This window comes from Chryseobacterium gleum (assembly GCF_900636535.1).
Classification (GTDB): domain Bacteria; phylum Bacteroidota; class Bacteroidia; order Flavobacteriales; family Weeksellaceae; genus Chryseobacterium; species Chryseobacterium gleum.
Genome location: NZ_LR134289.1, coordinates 2435197 through 2455578 on the forward strand (window position 1 = coordinate 2435197; position 20382 = coordinate 2455578).

Genomic DNA, 20382 nt, shown 5'->3' on the forward strand with positions numbered 1-20382 from the left:
GAGTCGTCCTAAAATAGGTTGACATAAATTAAACAATATTTAATCCGGAGAGATATTTTATTTCTTCGGATTTTTTATGCACTTTATCTGGAGTTTGCATATTAAGGCTTAGATGTGGTCTTTTAGTATTATAAAGATAAATACTTTCTTTTACTAATGAGTTTAGATCTTGCATATTCTTTGTTTTATAAAAAAGGAATTCTTGTTTCAATATTCCATTCACCCTTTCTGCCAGTGCATTTTGATAGCAATCATAACCATCAGTCATTGACGGTTTGATTTCATTCTTATTAAGTATTTTCTGGTAATAACCAGAGCAATATTGCAAACCTCTATCTGAATGATGAATTAATGGGCCACTTGAACCTCTATTTTTTATTGCCATTTTTAAAGCTTTCGCAACATTTTCAGTGTTCATATTTGAACTTAATGAATATCCCATGATCTTTCTACTATAGGCATCTGTTACCAAAGATAAATAACATGTAGATTCTTTGGTTTTAAGATAAGTTATATCGCTTACAAACACCTGTTCCGCTTTCTCTACTCTCAAATCCTTCAACAGATTGGGATGCTTTCTAAGCCAATGCTTTGAAAATGTTGTTTTAATATATTTCTTTTGTCTACGGATTAGCATATTCTCTCTTTTTAAGTAGGCAAATAAAGCATCTCTTCCCAATTTGACATCTTCCTGTATGAGCTGTTCTTTAAGAAGATGATAAAGTTTTCTTGTTCCTAATTTAGGTAACTTCATTCGTATTTCCTGAACCAGAAATTTTACCTTCAGTAATTGGTTTTCCCGGATTAAAATCCTTTGCTTAGCTTGATAAATAGCCTGACGGCTTATCCCAAACAATCTACACAGTCTTGATATACTTATTCCTTGTCTGTGGAGTTGGAAGATTGTTGGGAGGAAAACTTTTTTCTGATTTGAGTCCCATATTGTTTATCTGAGATATCAATCATCGTATTAAGAACCTTGGTTTTTAGCTTTTCATCAGCTAGTTCTTTTTCTAAACGTTTAATTTTTTGAGCTGGTGTTTCTTTGGAATTAGGCATAGTATGAAGTTTAGGTTTACTCCACTCTAAGTTACCATATCTTCGCAACCAAACCAAAACAGTACTTCTTCCCTGGATACCATACTCTTTTTGAGCCTGCTTGTAAGTGTAATCGCCGTTTTCTACTTGAGAAACTATTCTTAATTTAAAGGCTATACTGTAGTCTCTTTGTGTGCGCTTTTCTCTTTTTAATACTTGATCTTTCATAAATAAGTCGATTAATTGTCAACTTATTTCAGGACGGGACAGGTTATCAATACAAAAAGCCAGCTGAGTCAGCTGGCTTTTTTTTAATTTAAATCATAAAATTAATCGACAATTTCATATTCGACCGGAATGGTACCACGATTGATATCTCCGATCTCATCGAACGCTGCTTTAGACATGTCTAAAGATCTTGATGAATGGTAAGGCCCTCTGTCATTAATTCTCACTATTACTTCTTTACCATTTCTAAGGTTTGTTACCTTAACGTTTGTTCCAAACGGAAGCGTTCTGTTTGCTGCAGTAAACTTTGAATTATCAAAGATTTCTCCGCTAGCGGTTTTTCTACCGTTAAATTTATCGTGGTAGTACGATGCATAACTTGTTTTTTTCGCATCTAAGGCATTATTCGTAAAAGAATAAACACCCAGGGTTGAAATCATCATTATGATTACGAGAATGAATCTTTTCATCATTTTGAACTTTTATTGGTTTTGACGGAGCAAATGTATCAGGAATCTTTATAAAACCCTACTCTATGTGTTAAAAAAAGTTAACAAAACACTAACAAAACGTTAACAACCTTTGCGAAACCCTATAAATAGGGAGTTTAAATCATATTGTTAAAAAACGTTAAAAAAAAGCTTAAAAAGTTAATATAATTAACTAATTCATGCATAATTTAAAAAACACCAATTCAAAATTACCTAATAATCAATAATTTATAGAATCAACAATGTTAAGATATGAATTAAAAAAACACATTTAAAAAATAAAAGTCTTAAATTCTAAATCTAAAGAAAATGACAGTAATAAGCTGCTTAAGCCTACCATATCCAATATTCTGAATTAGATTTTAACAGCCTGATACATTGTTAAATTTCAGATTGATTGTAATTATAATGTTATGATGTAAAAATTAAATCAATATTATTTAATATCACTAAATAATAGAACGCTTCTCTCTAAAAAGTAAACAACCCAATGATTTCTCATCGGGTTGTTTAATATGTAATTAATACTTTTTCTATTTTAAATATTCCAGTACATAATCATATGTTCCAGAAGGATAAACTACAGACATACTAGGAGAACCAGTAATTGCATTACCTGCAGTTGTAGCAATTGTATAAGAATATAGGCTTCTATCATATACTGTATTTGTACCAGCTTTATAGATTGTAATTCCATACATTGCAGACATTCCAGCAGGTGCAGGGATATTTACAGCTGTAGAAGTACCACTTGCCGTGAAAGTTCCTTTAATAGCATAAAGCTGTTTATCTCCGGCTGTAGTATTGATAATAGTATTAGTTGTTGTCTCAGCAGTACCGATAGTTACTTTACCAGCACCTCCCATTGGCACCCATCTACCATTAGTAATGTTACCTGGATTACCTGGATTAGAGAAGTAATAGAATCCCGGAGCAACCGCAGTAGTTACTCCCTGACCAGTTGCTGTATTACCTGTAGCTGTATTATACACTACCATACCATCAAAGTCAGAAACAATTACAGTATTGTCCATTGGAGAAGTATCAAATGTAAAAGTAGTCAGATTGGTTCTTGGAAACCCTAAACCTCTACCATAGCTCTGGTTGGCTAATCCCTCAAAATTACTAGCATCCATGAAATAGTTAGTATTATTCAAAGTTGAGGTAACATTTCCATTACTAATAATTTGAGCATTTACGTTTGCACCTAGGAACAATAATACACCGCCTGCTATATTTAAGAAAATATTTTTCATTTTAATTTTATGTTTTTAATTAATTTCTACCTGAAACTAGATACCAGTTTGTACCGTTGCTATAAATCTGTATAGCAGCTATTCCCGTAAGACTCGACATACCTTTAGGAGTAGCAACTCCATCAGTACCGGAAAACTGCAGAGTACCACCTGTTTGGTTTCTTATATAAATTGTTCTTCCGTTGTAAGCTGTAGGAGCTGGTAAAGTAAGTTGTGTTCCACTAGTGAATTCCCAATAATCAAAGTTGGAATTTGTCCAGTCATAAGCAGTAGAAGCAGCTTGGGTTAAGTTCATTCTGAATGGTGTAGCAGGAGCAGCACCTCCACCAAGTGGCTTCCACTCAGGAACAGTATTGTCGAAATAATAGAAACCTGGGCCAGTAATTTTAGCTTTTCTGGCTCCTGTTCCGGTTCCTGCAGTAATGTAAACAACGGCTCCATTTTGAGGTGCGCCATATGTTCCACTAGTATCATCCTTAGCGGATAATTCTGCTGCCGTCATACGAGGGACTAATAAGGCATCAGGTCTAGCATTATCAGTAGTATTTGCTACTACGTCTAGAGTTGCGGCTGGTGTGGTTGTGTTAATCCCCACTCGCCCCTGCTGAGCCTTAGAAAGAGCCGAAAGGCCAACAAGCATAATTGCTGTTAATAAAAATTTTTTCATAAGTTTTTAAAGATTTTTAATTACATTTTTTTCATCAATATTTCCAAAAAGGATGCATCCCAACTTGTGAACATTATATTGAAACTAAAAAAAGATCAAATAACTATTCCAATTGAATTTTAGCTTCATTTTAATGATTAACTTATTGACAATACATGATTTAAAAATATTGCTTTCTGCGCAAATTTAAGATATAATTTTTGATTTTATATGCTTTATAGATAAAAAATTAAATATTCCTAATTATATATAATATTAATCAATTGGTTTTCAATATAATAAAAAGAAGGAACAGAAAAAATTCTATGTTAATTTTCGTTAACGGATTAATTCAGCCAGCCTTATTTTCAATTGATTAATAAGCATTTAGCTATACTAATTCTCCATATAAGTCAAATTCTTCTGCGGAGGTTATTTTGACCTCTGCAAATTCACCAATAGAAATGTAAGTATCTTCTGCGGAAACCAAAACTGTATTATCCACATCTGGTGAATCATACTCTGTTCTTCCGATGAAGTAATTCCCTTCTTTACGGTCGAAAATACATCTGAATACTTTACCTACCTTCTCCTGATTCTTTTCCCAAGAAATCTGAGACTGTAATTCCATAATTTCTTCTACTCTTGCCTCTTTTACCTCCTGTGGAATATCATCTTCCAAAACATAAGCAGTTGTATTCTCCTCATGAGAATATGTAAAGCATCCCAATCTGTCAAATTTCTGTTCTCTTACCCAGTCTTTAAGTTCCTGGAATCTTTCTTTTGTTTCTCCCGGATATCCAACAATAAGTGTCGTTCTGATTGCCATATCAGGAACTTTTTCTCTGAATTTTCCTAAAAGAGCATCAGTTTTTTCATGGGTAGTTCCTCTCTTCATTGATTTCAACAAATCTGAATTGATATGCTGAAGAGGAATATCTATATAATTACATACTTTAGGTTCTTCGCGGATAATATCGAGCACATCTTCAGGAAAACCACTCGGGAAAGCATAGTGAAGACGAATCCATTCTACCCCTTCTACTTTTACCAGTTCTTTTAAAAGATCTCCTAATGCTCTTTTCTTGTAAAGATCCAAACCATAGTAAGTAAGGTCCTGTGCAATAAGAATTAATTCCTTTGTTCCTTTTTTAGCCAGTTTCTGAGCTTCTGAAACCAGTTTTTCGATAGGGGTTGAAACATGCCCGCCTCTCATCAATGGAATGGCACAGAAAGAACATGGTCTGTCGCAGCCTTCAGAAATTTTAAGATATGCGTAATGTTTTGGAGTTGTTGTTAATCTTTCTCCTACCAATTCGTGTTTATAATCTGCTCCAAGGTGTTTTAAGAGGACAGGAAGGTCTCTTGTCCCGAAATATTGATCCACATCCGGAATTTCTTTGATCAGGTCCGGTTTATATCTTTCGGATAAACACCCGGTAACGAATACTTTCTCAACCTCACCTCTGTTTTTAGCCTCAACATAATCAAGAATAGTATTGATAGATTCTTCTTTCGCATTATCAATAAATCCGCAAGTATTGATTACAACAATGTCCCCACGGTCTTCATGAACCACTTCTTTGCCATTGGCTTTCAGCTGGCTCATTAATACTTCAGAATCATATACATTCTTGGAACATCCAAGAGTGACTACATTGATTTTCTTCTTCCCTACAGATTTTGTACGCATCGTTTTGATTTTGAGTCTGCAAAGATACAAAATATTAGAGAGTTAAGATTAAAAAATAAAAACCACTTTATAAAAGTGGTTTTCATGAATATACTTTAAAAGTTTTTTTCTTTAAATCCGGGAGCATTCTGGTCTTTTTCGGAAAGTATGGCATCTTTTTCATCTACTTTCCAGTCGATATTAAGATCTGGGTCATTGAATTTTACGCTGCCTTCTGATTCTTTGCTGTAAAAATTATCACATTTATAAGAAAATACCGCATGGGTACTCAATACAGAAAAACCATGTCCAAAGCCTCTCGGTACATACAGCTGCAGTTTATTTTCTGCAGTAAGCTCTATTCCGAACCATTTACCAAATGTAGGAGAATCTTCTCTAAGGTCTACAGCCACATCCCAAACACTTCCTTCAAGACACGAAACCAGTTTTGCCTGAGCATGTTCTCCTTTCTGAAGGTGTAATCCTCTCAATACTCCATAAGAAGATTTAGAAATATTATCCTGTACAAAGTGTCCGTTCATTCCGGTCAGTTCCTCGAATTTTTTTTCGTTGAACTTTTCAAAAAAGTAGCCTCTTTCATCTTCAAATATAGTAGGCTCTATGATGTAGCAGTCTTTAAGCGGTGTTTCTTTAATTTTCATAATTTATTTCTAAAAAAATCTACAGATTATATTGTTTCTTAATGCTCCATTTTAATAACAGATACAGTCCTCCAACAGGTAAAAACACAATGAGAGCAACGATCCATAACGGGAAAGAGGAATGTATTAAAAAAACAGTTACCAGCAGTTGGAAAAAGGAGTATACAAAACTTATCAATAAATGAGGAATTTTTTTTTCATTGGCAAGAAGCTGATACAAATGTCTTCTGTGTGCTTCAAAAATATTTTCTTTCAGCATAATTCTTTCAATGATTGTCAAAACAACTTCAATTCCGTAAACAGATAATAATAGTATGTATTTATAATCCTGAGTTTTCATGATCAATAGAGTAATAAGTCCTATTATCCAGAAGCCGATTCCCATACTCCCGACGTCTCCTGCAAAACATTTTGCTTTTTTTCTAAAATTGAAAAAAAGAAATACAATACAGGCCAAGGTCGGATAGTATATAAATTTATTGTCAGTAAATTGAAAAATATTTCTATTAATATAAATAAGTGAACAAACTGTAACCAGGCTGTATAATCCTGTCATACCATTGATTCCGTCCATAAAATTATAGGCATTCAGGGTTCCTACAATCACAATAAACATGATGGGCCATACCCAAAATGGCATCAAAGCGAATGCATTTATAAAATCCAACAGTAAAACAACAGAAATAAACTGAACCGTAAGCCTTAATTTATTTGATAATGGCTTAACATCATCTATAAAACTAATGATACAGATAGCAAGCATGCCTAAACCAAAAGCCCAGTAATCTTTGACTGCTTCATTAAAATTGAACAAACTAAAAAGTATGAAAGCAATTGGAAATATAATTCCCCCGCCTCTTAAAGTAACCTGCGTATGAGCGCTTCTATGGTTAGGTTTATCTATAATATTATACTTATCAGCTATTTTGAAATAGATCAATTCAGCCAAAAAAAGCAATAAGATTATCACTAAATAAATAAATTCTTTCATCAAAAGTAAAATTAATTAATATATACGGCCGAATAAAATAACTTAGTAAACATATCCTTTATAATATTCGACTTCGAAACGGGGATCAATCTTAATATAAAAAACAATGGTTTAACAATATTCTGATTAATAATTATTTGTGGTTTTTCTATTTTAAAAAATGACAACAGCTCTTCCTGAGTATGATCTTCAGGATCCTTTACAATCTTTAATGAATCGTGATCTGTATTCATTGAGTTAATTACTTCATTAACTACTCCATCAACATGGCATAATGAATAAATTCTTGCTTGCTTTGTAATGAAAGGGAACTTCAATACAGGCAGGAAGACTCTTTTTCCTAAATCTTTTAAATTATTTTCTGTATAAACTGGGGTCAACCGTAAAATATGCAATGATACAGGTTTTTTCTCTTTTAACAAATTTTCACATATTAATTTACTTTTCCCGTATTCTGTAACTGGTAATGGCTGATCATTTACTGAAATTATTTCTTTATTGTTTTTAAAGCTGTATACCGAAACCGAACTTAAAAAAATAACCTTTGTATTTTTTACATCAAGAGAATTAAAAATATTTTTTGTCATTACAATATTGGCTTCCCCCACCTTCATTGTACCATTTTTATTTTTGCCGTGAGCTATTGCTGCTACATGAATAATAAAATCAAACTTCTTATTTTTGAAAAAATTTTTGCAATCATTTTCATTCAAAAGATTAAGCGTTGTATATTCCTCTCTCAAGGAAGAAGAAGAAATAGCCGTAACATCAAAGTCCTCTTTCAGCGCTTTATATATTTGTGAGCCTATAAATCCGCTTGCTCCTGTTAAAAGCAACTTAGCCTTCATTTTTAATAATTTGGTTAAATGTAACAAACTTATAGTTATTCTCTTTCAACAATTGAATCAGTTTATGCATTTTATTTTCAACGCTTTTCCTTCCCTGATTAAATCTGATTTTTGTTTTAAAATCTGTATTTTCCGGAACAGTAATATTATAATTTTTTGAAAATTCAAATGGATGGATATAAAAGAAATAATGTTGATTTTTTTTAAAATATTTTTTCAGGAGCATTTTCGTCAGTGCCCAGGGAAAAATTCTTAAATATCCTCCACCTGAAACCGGCAGATTTTTTCCCAGCACTTCTACAGTAGAAGCTTCAAACTCATAAAATGATTCTTTCTTATATATTGTTGGGTGAAATTCTTCAAAATCATCGAGATTAATACTTCCATATAAGTCATGGGCATCAAATTTTATTTTACTTGAGTCAAATGAAAAGCCTAATTCTCTTAAAATCTCCAACCGAGGCCTATCTAAACTAAAACATGGAGCTCTGTATCCATCTACTTCAAGCCCTGTAAATTCTCTGAATGAATCAATCCCTTTTACTGTGTCTTCTCTAAACCCATCAAGACTAAGCTGAAGAGGTCTTTTATGGGCATATGAGTGAAGACAAATTTCATGGCCTTTAGCTTTTATATATTTAATCTTATCTTTTAAAACTTCTACAAGTTCTCCTACAATAAAAAAGGTAGTTTTAATATCATATTGATCTAAAATATCCAGGTAAATATCTAATCCATCTAAAGTTGACTGATTCAACTCACATTCTTCTTTTGTAAAATAGTCCAGATGATACCATTCTTCTACATCCATACTAAGCACAGCATACTTATTCATATTAATTTTCCTCCGTTTTTAGTAAAGTCTTGAAATTGGTCAACCGTAGGCCAGGTAAAATAACTGCCTTTTTCAGCAAAATTCTCTTTAACGCTAATATTAGAATTTTGAATATCACGAATGGTTTTACACATTAGATTTCCACCGATTTCTTTGCTTTTTAAAATTAAAGAAAACATAGTTTCATTAGGAGAAATCTGTATCTCCTGTTGATTTAAGATGGCTCCGTTATCAATTTTTGAATCCATATAATGTACTGTAGCTCCTGTTGTTTTTTCTTTTTTATACAGTGTCCAAAAACTAGGCATTACTCCTGCATAATGGGGTAAATATGAACAATGCAAATTGATACACCCATGCTTAGGGATCTTCAACAAAGTTTCTTTAAATACCACAGGTGCAGAGTAGGATACAATAAGGTCCGGCTGTAAAGTTTTTACCTCTTCTAAGAATTCTGCTGAGTTAGGATTTTTTATTCTTTCAAATTGTATATTGTATCGTCCGGAAACTGCTTTCAGACTTTTGGGCTTGATAGCAAGTTTGTAAGACGTGAAGATATCTATACTATTCAAGACCTTGGCCGAAATTACTTTCATACCCATTTTTACAGTCTGCAGTAATCCAAAACCTTTAATAAAGTAAGATTTCTTGTTAACGAGACTGTAATTAGAGTCAATATCTATTACTTTTAAAAGTTCCACATTCTCCAGACGCAGAATCTTTTCTATATTTTTGGGAACAACAAAGGAATCCTCCTGAGTAATTATTATTATTTTCATCGTTGTTTTTTGATTAGCTATTTATTACACTGTTGATGTGTTCATAATATTTTTCAGTAACTTTTTCTTTGGTATAATCTTTCTGTACCATATTAAATCCTTTCTCCCCCATTTGCTTCAGCTTATTTCTATGATTCAATACGTCCTGCAGTACATTAAATAACTCTTCATTAACATTATTCGACGAATTTTCAATCAAAAACGCAGCATCTGTATTTTCCAGCAAATCATATAGCGGTGTATTCTTATTACTGATTACCAGTAAAGGTTTTTTACAGGCCATAATGGTATATACTTTTGAGGGAAGACCATCTTTTTCCAATTTTTTATTCATAAAGATAAAATGCAGATCTGCATAATTAATCATATGAGGGATTGTCTCTCTCGCCTGATAATCAATTAAACTTATATTATCCAGCTTATGTGTTTCAATTTGTGCCTTAAGCCATGATCTGCAGGCTCCATCTCCAATAACAAAATAACTGACAGGCATTCCTTTTGTTTTTTTTGCAATTTCTATAAGCGGAATCCAGTCCTGTGCAAAACCAATATTCCCGGCATACATTACTTTCAAATTATCACTGGCCGGAAATAATTGAGCGTTAACTACCGGATGTTCTATTGGATGATAAAGTTCCGTATCTACAAAATTAGCAATAATCTCAATTTTATCAGGATTTTCAACTCTTGGAATCAATGTATTTTTAAAATTCTGATCAATCGTTACCAATGAATCTGAGTGTCTATAAACAAATTTTTCAAGCTTTTTAAGAATATTTAAAACAAACTGAGATTTCATTTTGCCCTGGTTCACAAAAAAGTCAGGATAAATTTCCTGAACGTTATAGATAAACTTCGCCTTTTTCAGTTTTGCCAATGCAATAGATACTATCGCAATAGTAAGAGGTGGTGAAGGACTGATGATAACATCAACATTTTTAATCCGCATTCCAAGAAAAAACGATAGTAAATGCCAGTAAATCATCATAAATCCTCTTAAAAGAACACTCTCATATTTTTTCTGAGGCACATGATATACTTTGATACCTTTATAATTACTGGAATAATAAAGGCCTAGAAATCTTTTTTTAAATTTTGTTTTGCTCTGATCAACCTTGTTATAATGCGGCATGGTTGAAAGAACTTCTACTTCAAAGCCGTTCTCTTTTAAATTATATGCAATATCATTATAAAGATAAGCGGTAGAAACAGCATCTGGAGCAAAAACAATACTGTGGATGAGTACTTTTTTAGCCATAATTTATTTTCTCCAGACTACTCTGTTTACATAATCCGTATAACTAAGGATAATTCTTACCATCTTCTCAGAAACATTTGGCATAGAATAATCTGATACCGGTCTGTAATTTCTTTCCTTACCTGTTTTTTGCTGCTGAAGCTGAACCAGTCCCTGTAAAATTCTTTCGGGAGATAAACCTACCATCATTACTGATGCTTCTTCCATTGCTTCAGGTCTTTCATGTGCTTCTCTGATATTAAGCGCTCTGAAATTTAGAATCGAAGATTCCTCCGAGATCGTGCCCGAATCTGATAATACGGCATAACTTCTCATTTGAAGTGCGTTATAATCATGAAAACCCAGAGGTTTTAGAAACTGTACTTCAGGTCTTACAGATATCTTCATTTTATCAATCATATTTCTCGTCCTTGGATGAGTAGAAACAATGATTGGGTATCCGAATTTTTCTGCAATTGCATTAAGGCTTTCCATCAATCCCAGAAAATTCTTTTCAGAGTTTATATTTTCTTCTCTGTGTGATGAAACTACAAAATATTTTCCTTCTTCCAGATTTAATCTTTTCAGCACATCAGAGCTTTCTATCTGTGGTAAATAATGATTTAAAACCTCAAACATCGGAGATCCTGTTTTGATAATTCTGTCTGCAGGTAATCCTTCTTTTAACAAATATTCACGGGCTATATCAGAATAGGTAAGGTTGATGTCTGATGTATGATCAACAATTTTACGGTTTGTTTCCTCCGGTACTCTCTGGTCAAAGCACCTGTTACCAGCTTCCATATGGAAAATAGGAATTTGTCTTTTTTTAGCTGGAATTGCACAGAGACATGAGTTGGTATCTCCTAAAACAAGGAAAGCATCTGGCTGCAATTCTTCTAAAAGCGGATCAATTTTGATCAGGATATTCCCAACTGTTTCTGTAGCCGATTTCCCTGCTGCTTCCAGAAAATAATCGGGTTTTCTTAATCCAAGATCTTCAAAGAAAATCTGGTTAAGCTCATAATCGTAATTCTGCCCTGTATGGACAATGATATGTTCTATAGCTTCGGATGCATCCAATGCTGATAATACTCTTGATAATCTAATGATTTCCGGCCGTGTTCCCACGACTGTCATTACTTTTAATTTTTTCATCATTACAAAATAAAATTATTGATATAAATACCGTTGAAAAAGTCCAGAATTCCAAGTTGGCAAAGAGACTGTAGGAAGTCAGGACAAGAACAAAATATTGTATAAAAAACAAAATAAATGGTAAGTAGTATCTATTCTTACTAATAAAATTCAACCTGAACTTCCATAAATCTTTAAAATAAAAAAAGAACAGAATGATCCCGACAATCCCCATACTCATCAGAACTTCTACAAAAATATTATGCGGATACAGTCCATCTTCAAATAAAATACGTCCTCCAAAAGGTATATTATTTTTAAAAACATTCCAGCCTTTTGCTAAGTAATATGACCTTCCGGATCCTCCTCCTTCAAAAATAGCACTATACATTCTTTCAACAAACTCAAAATTAGCTAAATATGTCTTATTTAAAGCATATATACCTATAATAAAAAGAAGGGTAGCAAGCATTAATGTCAACCAGTATTTCAATTTATTAACATACAATAATATTATAAATAAAATAATAAAAGCAGCCAGCATAGGGCTTCTTGCGGAGGAACTAAATACAGTAAAGGCCCCTATAAGTATCCCTAAAACAGGTTTAATCTTTTGAGATGAAATAAAATAATAATACACTGATATTATCAATAAAGATAAGCCATAATGTCCGGTACTAATATAATATCCTGCAAATATCCCACTTGATTTTTCAAAAGCCTGGAAAACAATTATGGTATATATACAGCTTATTCCTAATATAATTAATAAAAAATTAAATATTAAGCTGTTCAGCTTCACCACAATTTCTTTTGAAAAACTGATACTTAAAACAGCAATATAAGGTATCAGATTCAAACCAATAATTCTGATATAAATCTGCTGTTCATTATTTAATGTTTTCTGTAGATAAGTATCTGTTTTAAAGCTATAAACTGCCTTTATAAAATAGAACAACCAAAAAAGAATCGTAAAAACAACGGTGGTTTTCCTTTTCTTTATCGTGTCAAAGTTTACATAAATGATGTAAAAACTTATAAAGAGCAGAATAACACGAAAAGGAACCGAAAATAGTGTATTCGGGGCATTAAAAGGAACTGCGAGTGAGTAGAAAAAGATATACCCAAAAGTCAGAAAAAAAATAAAAATATACTCAATATAATTTTTCTTTATCGTGATCATATTAGACATTTAAAAAGTAAGTATCCGCATCTTCCGGATTAAATGGTTCATTGATCCAAAAAATAGTATAGAGCTCTTCATTACCTATATTTTTAATATTGTGGGTATACCAGATAGGCATATCTACATAAGCAGGCTCATTACCATCCAGATAAAAATCCAGTACTTCCTCTGTATCTATTTTTCTTAACTGTATTAACGCCTGTCCCTTAATAACTGCAAATCTTTCTATTTTTCTGGTATGGAAATGATTTCCTCTTGTAATTCCGGGAACTGTTGTAGAGAAAGAACACTGCCCCCCGATCCCTAGACGAACTACTTCTACAAAAGCACCTCTTGGATCTACATGCTGTGTAAATTTTACAGGATAATGATTTTTAATATCAAAATAACATCTGAAAGTATTGAACAGGTTTAAATCAAACTTGGTTTTTAATTCCGGAATTTCTCCGTTTTCAAAATAAAGCTTCTTATAGTAATTTAATTTTTCCAGTACTTCTGAAACTTTATTGACAGAAGTATGGGAAACTTCATACAATTCATCGGTTTGACCTTTATATATATTATCTATAATTTCCTGAACGAGTTCTCCTACATAAATAAGTCTCACTTCTCCGTCAATATCAATACCTGGAGTTTCACCGTGAGTAAGTTTATGACAGAAAGTTGCAATGAAAGAATTATAATTTGGTTTCCCAAAAGGTCCGAAAACATTCGGAATTACCAGTCCTGTAAAGATGCCTCCGGATTTTTTTGCCCATTCTGAAAACAATTCTCTGCCTTCTTTCTTAGACTTTCCGTATAAATTATCTTTTTCTTCCTGAGAAGAGGATGAAAACAGAACATGAGCTTTTGATCCGGTTCTTTCTAAAGAAGCTATCAATTCTTTAACTAAATTGATATTATTTTCAAAAATAACCTCTGGATCCGGATGACGATTCATGGCTGCTAAATGTACAATAACATCACATTGCTCCACAAAATGGTCTAATTTCTCCGGGTTATTAAAAAATTCCTTTTTAAATTCGATTCTTTCAAATTCTTCCGGTTTTAACCCTAAAGTATTATATAAATGAGATCCTACAAACCCATTCTGTCCCGTAATTCCTATTCTTTTCATTTTATAAATTTTCGAAATAATCTATAGGGAAACGATAATCATCATCTATTTCTCCTAAAGAATAATTTGCCATTACTAATAATTTTGATTCTTTTTCTCCGGATTGAATAGCACTTGCATAGCCTGCAGGAACATGGAGAACATCCATTTTATCGGCATCTAACTGATATTCTAAAATTTCTAATCCTTTGGAAGGCATAGACCAGTCATCAATTTTGATTAACCTTATAGTAAAACTTCCTGACAAAGCTGAAAACCAGCGTTGCTCAAACTTATGTCCTGTCCAGCCTCTGATAAACTGCGGATCAGTATTTTCTATATAGTAAATTCTTTTAATTTCAGAGGCATCAAAGCTATTATTAAAGAAAAGACTTCCTCTTTCATCCGAATATTTTCCTCCTATGAGAACCTCAGGTACATTCATTAGATTTTATTTTTATTAATCTGGATATTGTAGTAGATCTTCTCCTAAAACTTCTTTACGGATCAGAGGTAATTTTAATAACAGTTTCTTCATTCCTTCCACATCCTGCTGTTCTGTATTATGAGAATGATAGTCTTCTATTTTTGAGATATCCTCTACCCCTTCTGAAAAAAACTGTGCATAATTCAGGTCTCTGTTATCAGCAGGAATTCTATAGAAATTTCCCATATCTTCGGCTTTTAACATTTCTTCACGGGTACATAGCGTTTCATATAGTTTTTCACCATGTCTTGTTCCTATTATTTTAATCTGATTTTCAGCCTTAAACATTTCCTTTAATGCCTGTGCCAGATCACCGATAGTTCCTGCCGGGGCTTTGTTGACAAACAAGTCTCCGGAATTACCATGTTCAAATGCAAATAATACAAGCTCCACCGCTTCTTCAAGAGACATTAAAAATCTGGTCATATTAGGATCCGTAACCGTTATCGGATCTCCATTTTTGATTTGCTTGATAAACAATGGAATCACAGATCCTCTTGAAGCCATTACATTCCCGTATCTTGTAAGACAAACAACAGTTTCTTCAAGGTTTCTGGATGCTGCTACGGCAACTTTTTCCATCATAGCTTTGGAAATCCCCATTGCATTAATTGGATAGGCAGCCTTATCTGTGCTTAAACAGATCACTTTTTTCACTTTATTCCTAGCTGCTGCATCAATAACATTTTGTGTTCCTTCTACATTCGTCTTTACGGCCTGCATTGGAAAAAATTCACATGATGGAACCTGCTTCAGTGCTGCTGCATGAAAAACATAATCCACTCCTCTCATTGCAGGTTCAATACTGTTATAATCTCTTACATCCCCTATATAAAATTTGAGTTTATCATTTTTAAACTGATTCCTCATATCATCCTGTTTTTTCTCATCACGAGAAAAAATCCTGATCTCTTTAAAGTGGTCTGTATTAATGAACTTTCTTAAAACAGCTGTCCCAAATGAGCCTGTTCCGCCTGTAATAAGAAGTATTTTATCTTTTATATGCATAGTATTTTTTTTCCTTATCATATTGATAATTTCAAGAAAGCTTTAGGGAAACAAGCAGCAATCTCAGAAGAATTATTTCATATGATGATTAGTTATTTGTGTCTTAATTTTTCTTTTTCTTCAAAGGAAGGATAGTTGATGAGTACAGCTTTATAAACTCCTTTAAATACAAATAAACTTCCCGCAGCAACACCTATGATACCGTGTTGATCTATTACCTGCTTTATGTCATTTAAAGATCCGGCTCCTCCTAAAACCGTAAGAGGCAATGAAATTTTCTCTCTTACTTTGTCTATTAATCCCATATCATAGCCTTTCATTACGCCATCCTGATCAATTGAATTGATGATAATTTCTCCTGCCCCCAGTTTCTGAGCTTCTTCTGCAAATTTAAAAGGATTAATTCCAGTGGATTTTTTGCCATTGTGAGTGTAAACCTCGTATCCGCCAAATAATTTTTTCTTTACATCCAAAACAACGATAACACTTTGTGAACCTACTCTTTCGGCAATCTGAGTAATTAACTGAGGATTTTGAAGAACAGCAGAGGAAAGTGCAATTTTTTCTATTCCAAGTCCAAAAATTTTCTGGGCCTGCTCTACAGTTCTTACCCCGCCTCCATAGCAAAGGGGCATTCTGGATTGATTAGCAATTCTTTCAATCAGGCTATAGTTAGGTTCCAGCCCTTTTACAGTAGCGTCTATGTCAAATATAGCAAGTTCATCAACTTCTTTTTCATTGAAAATTCTTACTGCATTGATAGGATCTCCTACATATTTAGGATTCTTAAAATTGACTGTTTTTACAAGTCCATTATCTTGTATCAGAAGGGAAGGTATAATTCTGGGTCTTAACATAGACTCTTAAAGTTTTGCAAAATTGTGTAACAAAATCTCACCGTAATGGTGACTTTTTTCCGGATGAAATTGTATTCCGAATTTATTTTCGTGATGGGCAGCAGAAGCAAATTCTCCTCCATATTCTGTAACCGCCATGATATCTTCACTATTATTACATTCAAAATAATAAGTATGGAGGAAATAAAATATTGAATTATCCTGTAATCCTTCAAAAAGGCCTACATCTTTCACAGGTATCACGTCATTCCAGCCCATATGGGGTAATCTGGTTACCTGCTGAATTTTTGTTTCGTCAAATTTCTTAACAGTAGCATCAATCCATTTAAGGCCCTCCATGATTCCTTCATCACTTCTATTTGCCATCATCTGCATTCCTACACAGATTCCAATAACTGGTATTTTTTGATTGAGAACCAGATCATCAAGCTTCTCTCTCATTCCTGAATTATTCAGTTGAGTCATTGCATGATCGAAATGCCCTACGCCTGGCAGAATCAATTTTTGAGCTCCTTCTAAATCTTCTTTTGTTCTGGCAATTTTAACGGGTACATCTACTCTTTTGTAAACATTCACAAAAGCATTGATGTTTCCTACACCGTAATCGATAATTGTAATCATCTGAATAATCTCTTTTCTAAGCCTAACTTCTGCATAGTCTGAGCACCAAATTTGATAATGCCCATCTTATTTTTATAGTCTTTATATGTTTTGTTTTTTCCTTCGAAGATCTGTTGCAGTTCTTCTTTGGTAAGGTCTAACTTATTCGCAACATATTCAAATTCTTTCTGTAAAAATTCTTCTGAAAGTTCAGGTCTTGAAACTCTATCTAAAGCTTCTTCTCTTGTCATCTGGCCGGTAAGAATCAGTGAAGAAAAGTGTGCTTTTCTTTTTTCGTAACCGAATTTTCTTGGCAACCAATAATCTTCATAAAAACGGGTAAATCTTGATTCGTGATGCTTATGCTGGAAAGGTTCCCAACCGAACTTTTCCACTAAAAGAGATTCGGCATCTTTTTTATGGAACGGAACAAGATTCAGAGGTTTGAATACTTCCATTCCATATATGTATTTGTATAGAATTTTATAGGAAAGAATATCAACTAACGGAAATGTTTTAAGAGGTCTTTTACCAAACTTCGAATGAATATCTTTTACTAAGGTAGTGTCAATCCCTGGAAAGCCTCCCCATTCTTCAGGCTCTCTGCAGCATTCTGTAGAAAAATTACTTCCGGTAAGTACGTAATTGATTTTATTTTTTTTTGCAAATTTATATAAGGCAGAAAAGAAAGCATAATCCTGCGGTAAATCCTGATCTGAGATTTGAGATTTCAGAAATGCAACCTGCAGGTCTTTCATTTCTTCCCAATTGATTACTTCAGTATATAAATCCAGATTCAGACCATTGATCAGTTTTTCAATATTCCCCACAGCTTTATCTGTATTCCATCCTGCATCAACATGAAAAATCAAAGGACGAATCCCCATAACTTCTTTTGCTATATAAGCAGCATAAGAACTGTCTAATCCGCCACTTAGACCAATAATACAATCAAAATCTTTATTTTTAGATGTCTTTTTGATTCTATCAGCAATTTTCATCAATTCATCGTATCCTTGCTGATCTGTATGCCAGTTGGGTTCTATATTTTCTTTAAAATTGATATAATAATCACTTTCTCCCTTTTCATTAAAAATAATGTTAGGGTCTGTAGTGTCCATTATAGTTTTTGTACAGATCTGATATGGTCTTTTATTCATCATTTTTTACTTTGTAAAACGTCTTTTATTATCTTGGCTTTCCTTATTATCGATTCATCATTATGAGAAATAAAGTTATTGAGGGTTCCTTTAAATTCTTTTCTCATATTTTCCGCTTCAGGTCTTTCATAAAAATAGGCATCGGCTCCCCACCACAAAATTCCATCTACAAATTTACCATTTACATTTTGACTTGCAACAGTTTCCATCTGTTCCTTCCATATCTTATCTGAAATTTCCTTCATACCATCTTTCTCATTACTATTATGGTATCTATGCCACATAAAAACGTAAACAGGCTTTTTATAGGCAACTCCTAATTTTATAAGTCCATTCAGATTATTTTCTAAATAATTACCATTAGCAAGAACTGCTGCAGGATTACTATAAAAGGTATATAGTGAAGGAAAAAAAATATCACATTCTTTCAACAGAGGTGCAAATTTGTTTTGTTTAGCATAGAACTCATCATTTGGGCTCCATACACTAGTAAAAGGAATTGCATATAATCCAAATTTGATATTAGGTCTGGCTTTTTTAGCGAATCTGAGTACTTTCAAGCAATAATCCATTGCTTTCATAGCACTTTTATCATCTTCTCCAAGCATGTCATCAAAAGGCATCTCAAGATCTATATAGACTACCCCTTTTTGATTCTTATCAGGTATTCCTCTATTGATCTCTTTTTCTAATAAATCCGGAAGAAACAAGTATTTGTCACTAGTTCTAGAGATAAATTGTCCTTCATCCAGAAATCCCACTTCTTCACCTCCAGTGCTTTTTAAATAGTTCTCTGCTTTACTACCTATCTTTCCCAATGAATAATAAAATTTTGTTTGATTATTTTTCACTTGTGAAGATGAATTACATGATATAAAGAAAAGGAACAATAATAGTACTATTTTTTTCATATTAAAATATTTAATTAATCCTAAAGCATCAAACTTAGTTTATTTATTTAATATACTTTCATATAGTTTTATGTATTCTTTAAACTTATTGTTTTTATCAAAAAGAGACTCTACTCTTTTTCTGCAATGTTCTGAATAAAATATTTTCCCATTAACTCGAATTTTTTCAATTGCTCTAATAACACCATTTATATCTCCTTTTTCAACGACAATTCCTGTTGTTTCATCAATTGTTTCGGGAGACCCGCCCGAATTAAAAGTTATAACAGGTGTTCCGCAAGCCTGAGCTTCAATATTAGTTAATCCCAAAGCTTCCTCTAAAGTAGGATTAAAAAAAACATCAGCAGCAGAATATAATTCTGCTAATTGTTGGACACTTTCCGTTCTTTCAAAACCTATGATATTTGACGGAAGATTTCTAATTTGCTTTTTATTAAGCCCAATCAATACTATTTGGTATTGAGTTGATAACATCTGCGAAAGTTTTATAAAATAGGATAATCCCTTATTCTCAGTCCATGGACTAGCTACCCCTAGAATTAAAAACTTATCATCACTGATTTTATATTTATTTCTGGTATCTAAGTTATTTTGAATAGTAAATTTAACAAGGTCAATCCCATTCCGAATTACCTTTACATCATTTTTTTTTAGGAAAGACTTTTTTACTTCCTTTTGTAACCAATCTGAAACAGGTACAATAGTAAGCTTCTCTAGAGAATTAAATAATTTTTTTTTATTCTCAAAATTTTCAGTAGAATTATCTACCCAACTTTTAGGATATTGATGAATCTGCGGGCACTCATAGCATTTTGTCTGCCATTTTTGACATCCTACCAACTCAAAATGAGCGCAATGTCCCGTAAAAGACCAGCAATCATGAAAGGTCCACACAACAGGTACGTTATATTCAGCTAAAAAATTGAATAATATTTCAATATTAATAAAATATCCATGTACATGCTGCAACTGAATAATATCCGGCTTAATTTCTTTTATCTTATTAATTAATTGTAGAGTTGCTCTTTTGGAACCAAATCCGTGTCGATCCATTAATCGTGTTAATAATACATGAGAAATTATATCTAATTTATTTCCAATTCTAATTGTTTTGGATTTACTCGGTAAATTATCTCTTGCATAAGCTATATAACTCTCCCATCCGTTGGCAAGAATTTGTTCACCAATCTGCTCAGCAATTCTTCCTACAGAACCACTATTGACCTCACTACTAATCTGAAAAATTCTTTTCATTTT

General features: G+C 32.9%; 21 protein-coding genes. All 21 read right to left on the reverse strand.

The features are described 5' to 3' along the window. Positions 1 to 28: 28 nt before the first annotated feature. The 21 genes from EL165_RS11130 to EL165_RS11230 all read right to left on the reverse strand — a co-directional run bounded on the left by EL165_RS11130 (position 29) and on the right by EL165_RS11230 (position 20379). Positions 29 to 1266, reverse strand: a protein-coding gene (locus EL165_RS11130; RefSeq protein ID WP_429825934.1) for an IS3 family transposase whose coding sequence is annotated in 2 segments (ribosomal slippage) — positions 29 to 918 and positions 918 to 1266 — 1239 coding nt in all. Because the reading frame shifts where the segments join, the coding sequence is not laid out codon by codon here. 101 nt (positions 1267 to 1367) lie between these two features. After that, positions 1368 to 1739, reverse strand: a complete 372-nt coding sequence (locus tag EL165_RS11135) for a septal ring lytic transglycosylase RlpA family protein (RefSeq protein ID WP_002977109.1) — start codon at positions 1737 to 1739, stop codon at positions 1368 to 1370. Between the two features lie 551 nt (positions 1740 to 2290). Next, a complete protein-coding gene (locus tag EL165_RS11140; protein WP_228370500.1) occupies positions 2291 to 2893 on the reverse strand; it encodes a hypothetical protein in 603 nt (200 codons plus the stop codon). 139 nt (positions 2894 to 3032) lie between these two features. Then, a complete protein-coding gene (locus EL165_RS11145) occupies positions 3033 to 3653 on the reverse strand; it encodes a hypothetical protein (RefSeq protein WP_050791089.1) in 621 nt (206 codons plus the stop codon). A gap of 397 nt (positions 3654 to 4050) precedes the next feature. Then, positions 4051 to 5352, reverse strand: coding sequence for a 30S ribosomal protein S12 methylthiotransferase RimO (rimO, locus tag EL165_RS11150; protein ID WP_002977103.1), 1302 nt, complete (start codon positions 5350 to 5352; stop codon positions 4051 to 4053). Positions 5353 to 5447: 95 nt separating this feature from the next. Beyond that, a complete protein-coding gene (gene rfbC, locus EL165_RS11155; RefSeq protein WP_002977101.1) occupies positions 5448 to 5993 on the reverse strand; it encodes a dTDP-4-dehydrorhamnose 3,5-epimerase in 546 nt (181 codons plus the stop codon). A 19-nt stretch (positions 5994 to 6012) separates the two neighbouring features. Next, positions 6013 to 6984, reverse strand: a complete 972-nt coding sequence (locus EL165_RS11160; protein ID WP_002977099.1) for an MraY family glycosyltransferase — start codon at positions 6982 to 6984, stop codon at positions 6013 to 6015. Positions 6985 to 6995: 11 nt separating this feature from the next. Further along, entirely contained in the window at positions 6996 to 7832 is an 837-nt protein-coding gene (locus EL165_RS11165; protein ID WP_002977098.1) for an NAD-dependent epimerase/dehydratase family protein, read from the reverse strand. Further along, complete coding sequence (locus EL165_RS11170; RefSeq protein ID WP_002977096.1) at positions 7822 to 8667, reverse strand: polysaccharide deacetylase family protein; 846 nt, start codon at positions 8665 to 8667, stop codon at positions 7822 to 7824. Before EL165_RS11170 ends, EL165_RS11165 begins: the two co-directional genes overlap by 11 nt. Further along, the gene (locus tag EL165_RS11175) at positions 8664 to 9446 is read right to left on the reverse strand and encodes a methionyl-tRNA formyltransferase (protein ID WP_002977094.1); all 783 of its coding nucleotides are present in this window, start codon (positions 9444 to 9446) and stop codon (positions 8664 to 8666) included. The genes EL165_RS11170 and EL165_RS11175 overlap by 4 nt, the downstream gene beginning before the upstream one ends. Positions 9447 to 9459: 13 nt before the next feature. After that, positions 9460 to 10704 (reverse strand): glycosyltransferase family 4 protein, encoded by a 1245-nt coding sequence (locus tag EL165_RS11180; protein ID WP_002977093.1) that lies wholly within the window; start codon positions 10702 to 10704, stop codon positions 9460 to 9462. A gap of 3 nt (positions 10705 to 10707) precedes the next feature. Continuing rightward, entirely contained in the window at positions 10708 to 11841 is a 1134-nt protein-coding gene (wecB, locus tag EL165_RS11185; protein WP_041461404.1) for a non-hydrolyzing UDP-N-acetylglucosamine 2-epimerase, read from the reverse strand. Beyond that, positions 11789 to 12679, reverse strand: a complete 891-nt coding sequence (locus tag EL165_RS11190; RefSeq protein WP_164720335.1) for an O-antigen ligase family protein — start codon at positions 12677 to 12679, stop codon at positions 11789 to 11791. Before EL165_RS11190 ends, wecB begins: the two co-directional genes overlap by 53 nt. A gap of 325 nt (positions 12680 to 13004) precedes the next feature. After that, positions 13005 to 14123, reverse strand: a complete 1119-nt coding sequence (locus tag EL165_RS11195) for a polysaccharide biosynthesis C-terminal domain-containing protein (protein WP_002977087.1) — start codon at positions 14121 to 14123, stop codon at positions 13005 to 13007. A gap of 1 nt (position 14124) precedes the next feature. Further along, a complete protein-coding gene (locus EL165_RS11200; RefSeq protein ID WP_002977085.1) occupies positions 14125 to 14547 on the reverse strand; it encodes a WxcM-like domain-containing protein in 423 nt (140 codons plus the stop codon). Positions 14548 to 14562: 15 nt separating this feature from the next. Further along, positions 14563 to 15597: a polysaccharide biosynthesis protein gene (locus EL165_RS11205; protein WP_041461625.1), complete on the reverse strand. Its 1035-nt coding sequence runs from the start codon at positions 15595 to 15597 to the stop codon at positions 14563 to 14565. 92 nt (positions 15598 to 15689) lie between these two features. Further along, positions 15690 to 16454: an AglZ/HisF2 family acetamidino modification protein gene (locus EL165_RS11210; protein ID WP_002977081.1), complete on the reverse strand. Its 765-nt coding sequence runs from the start codon at positions 16452 to 16454 to the stop codon at positions 15690 to 15692. Positions 16455 to 16460: 6 nt separating this feature from the next. Continuing rightward, complete coding sequence (gene hisH / locus EL165_RS11215; RefSeq protein ID WP_002977080.1) at positions 16461 to 17075, reverse strand: imidazole glycerol phosphate synthase subunit HisH; 615 nt, start codon at positions 17073 to 17075, stop codon at positions 16461 to 16463. Then, a complete protein-coding gene (locus tag EL165_RS11220; protein WP_002977078.1) occupies positions 17072 to 18217 on the reverse strand; it encodes an N-acetyl sugar amidotransferase in 1146 nt (381 codons plus the stop codon). The genes hisH and EL165_RS11220 overlap by 4 nt, the downstream gene beginning before the upstream one ends. Continuing rightward, complete coding sequence (locus tag EL165_RS11225) at positions 18214 to 19125, reverse strand: hyaluronoglucosaminidase superfamily protein (protein ID WP_002977076.1); 912 nt, start codon at positions 19123 to 19125, stop codon at positions 18214 to 18216. The genes EL165_RS11220 and EL165_RS11225 overlap by 4 nt, the downstream gene beginning before the upstream one ends. Before the next feature lie 39 nt (positions 19126 to 19164). Further along, positions 19165 to 20379, reverse strand: coding sequence for a glycosyltransferase (locus EL165_RS11230; RefSeq protein WP_002977074.1), 1215 nt, complete (start codon positions 20377 to 20379; stop codon positions 19165 to 19167). Positions 20380 to 20382: the final 3 nt, after the last annotated feature.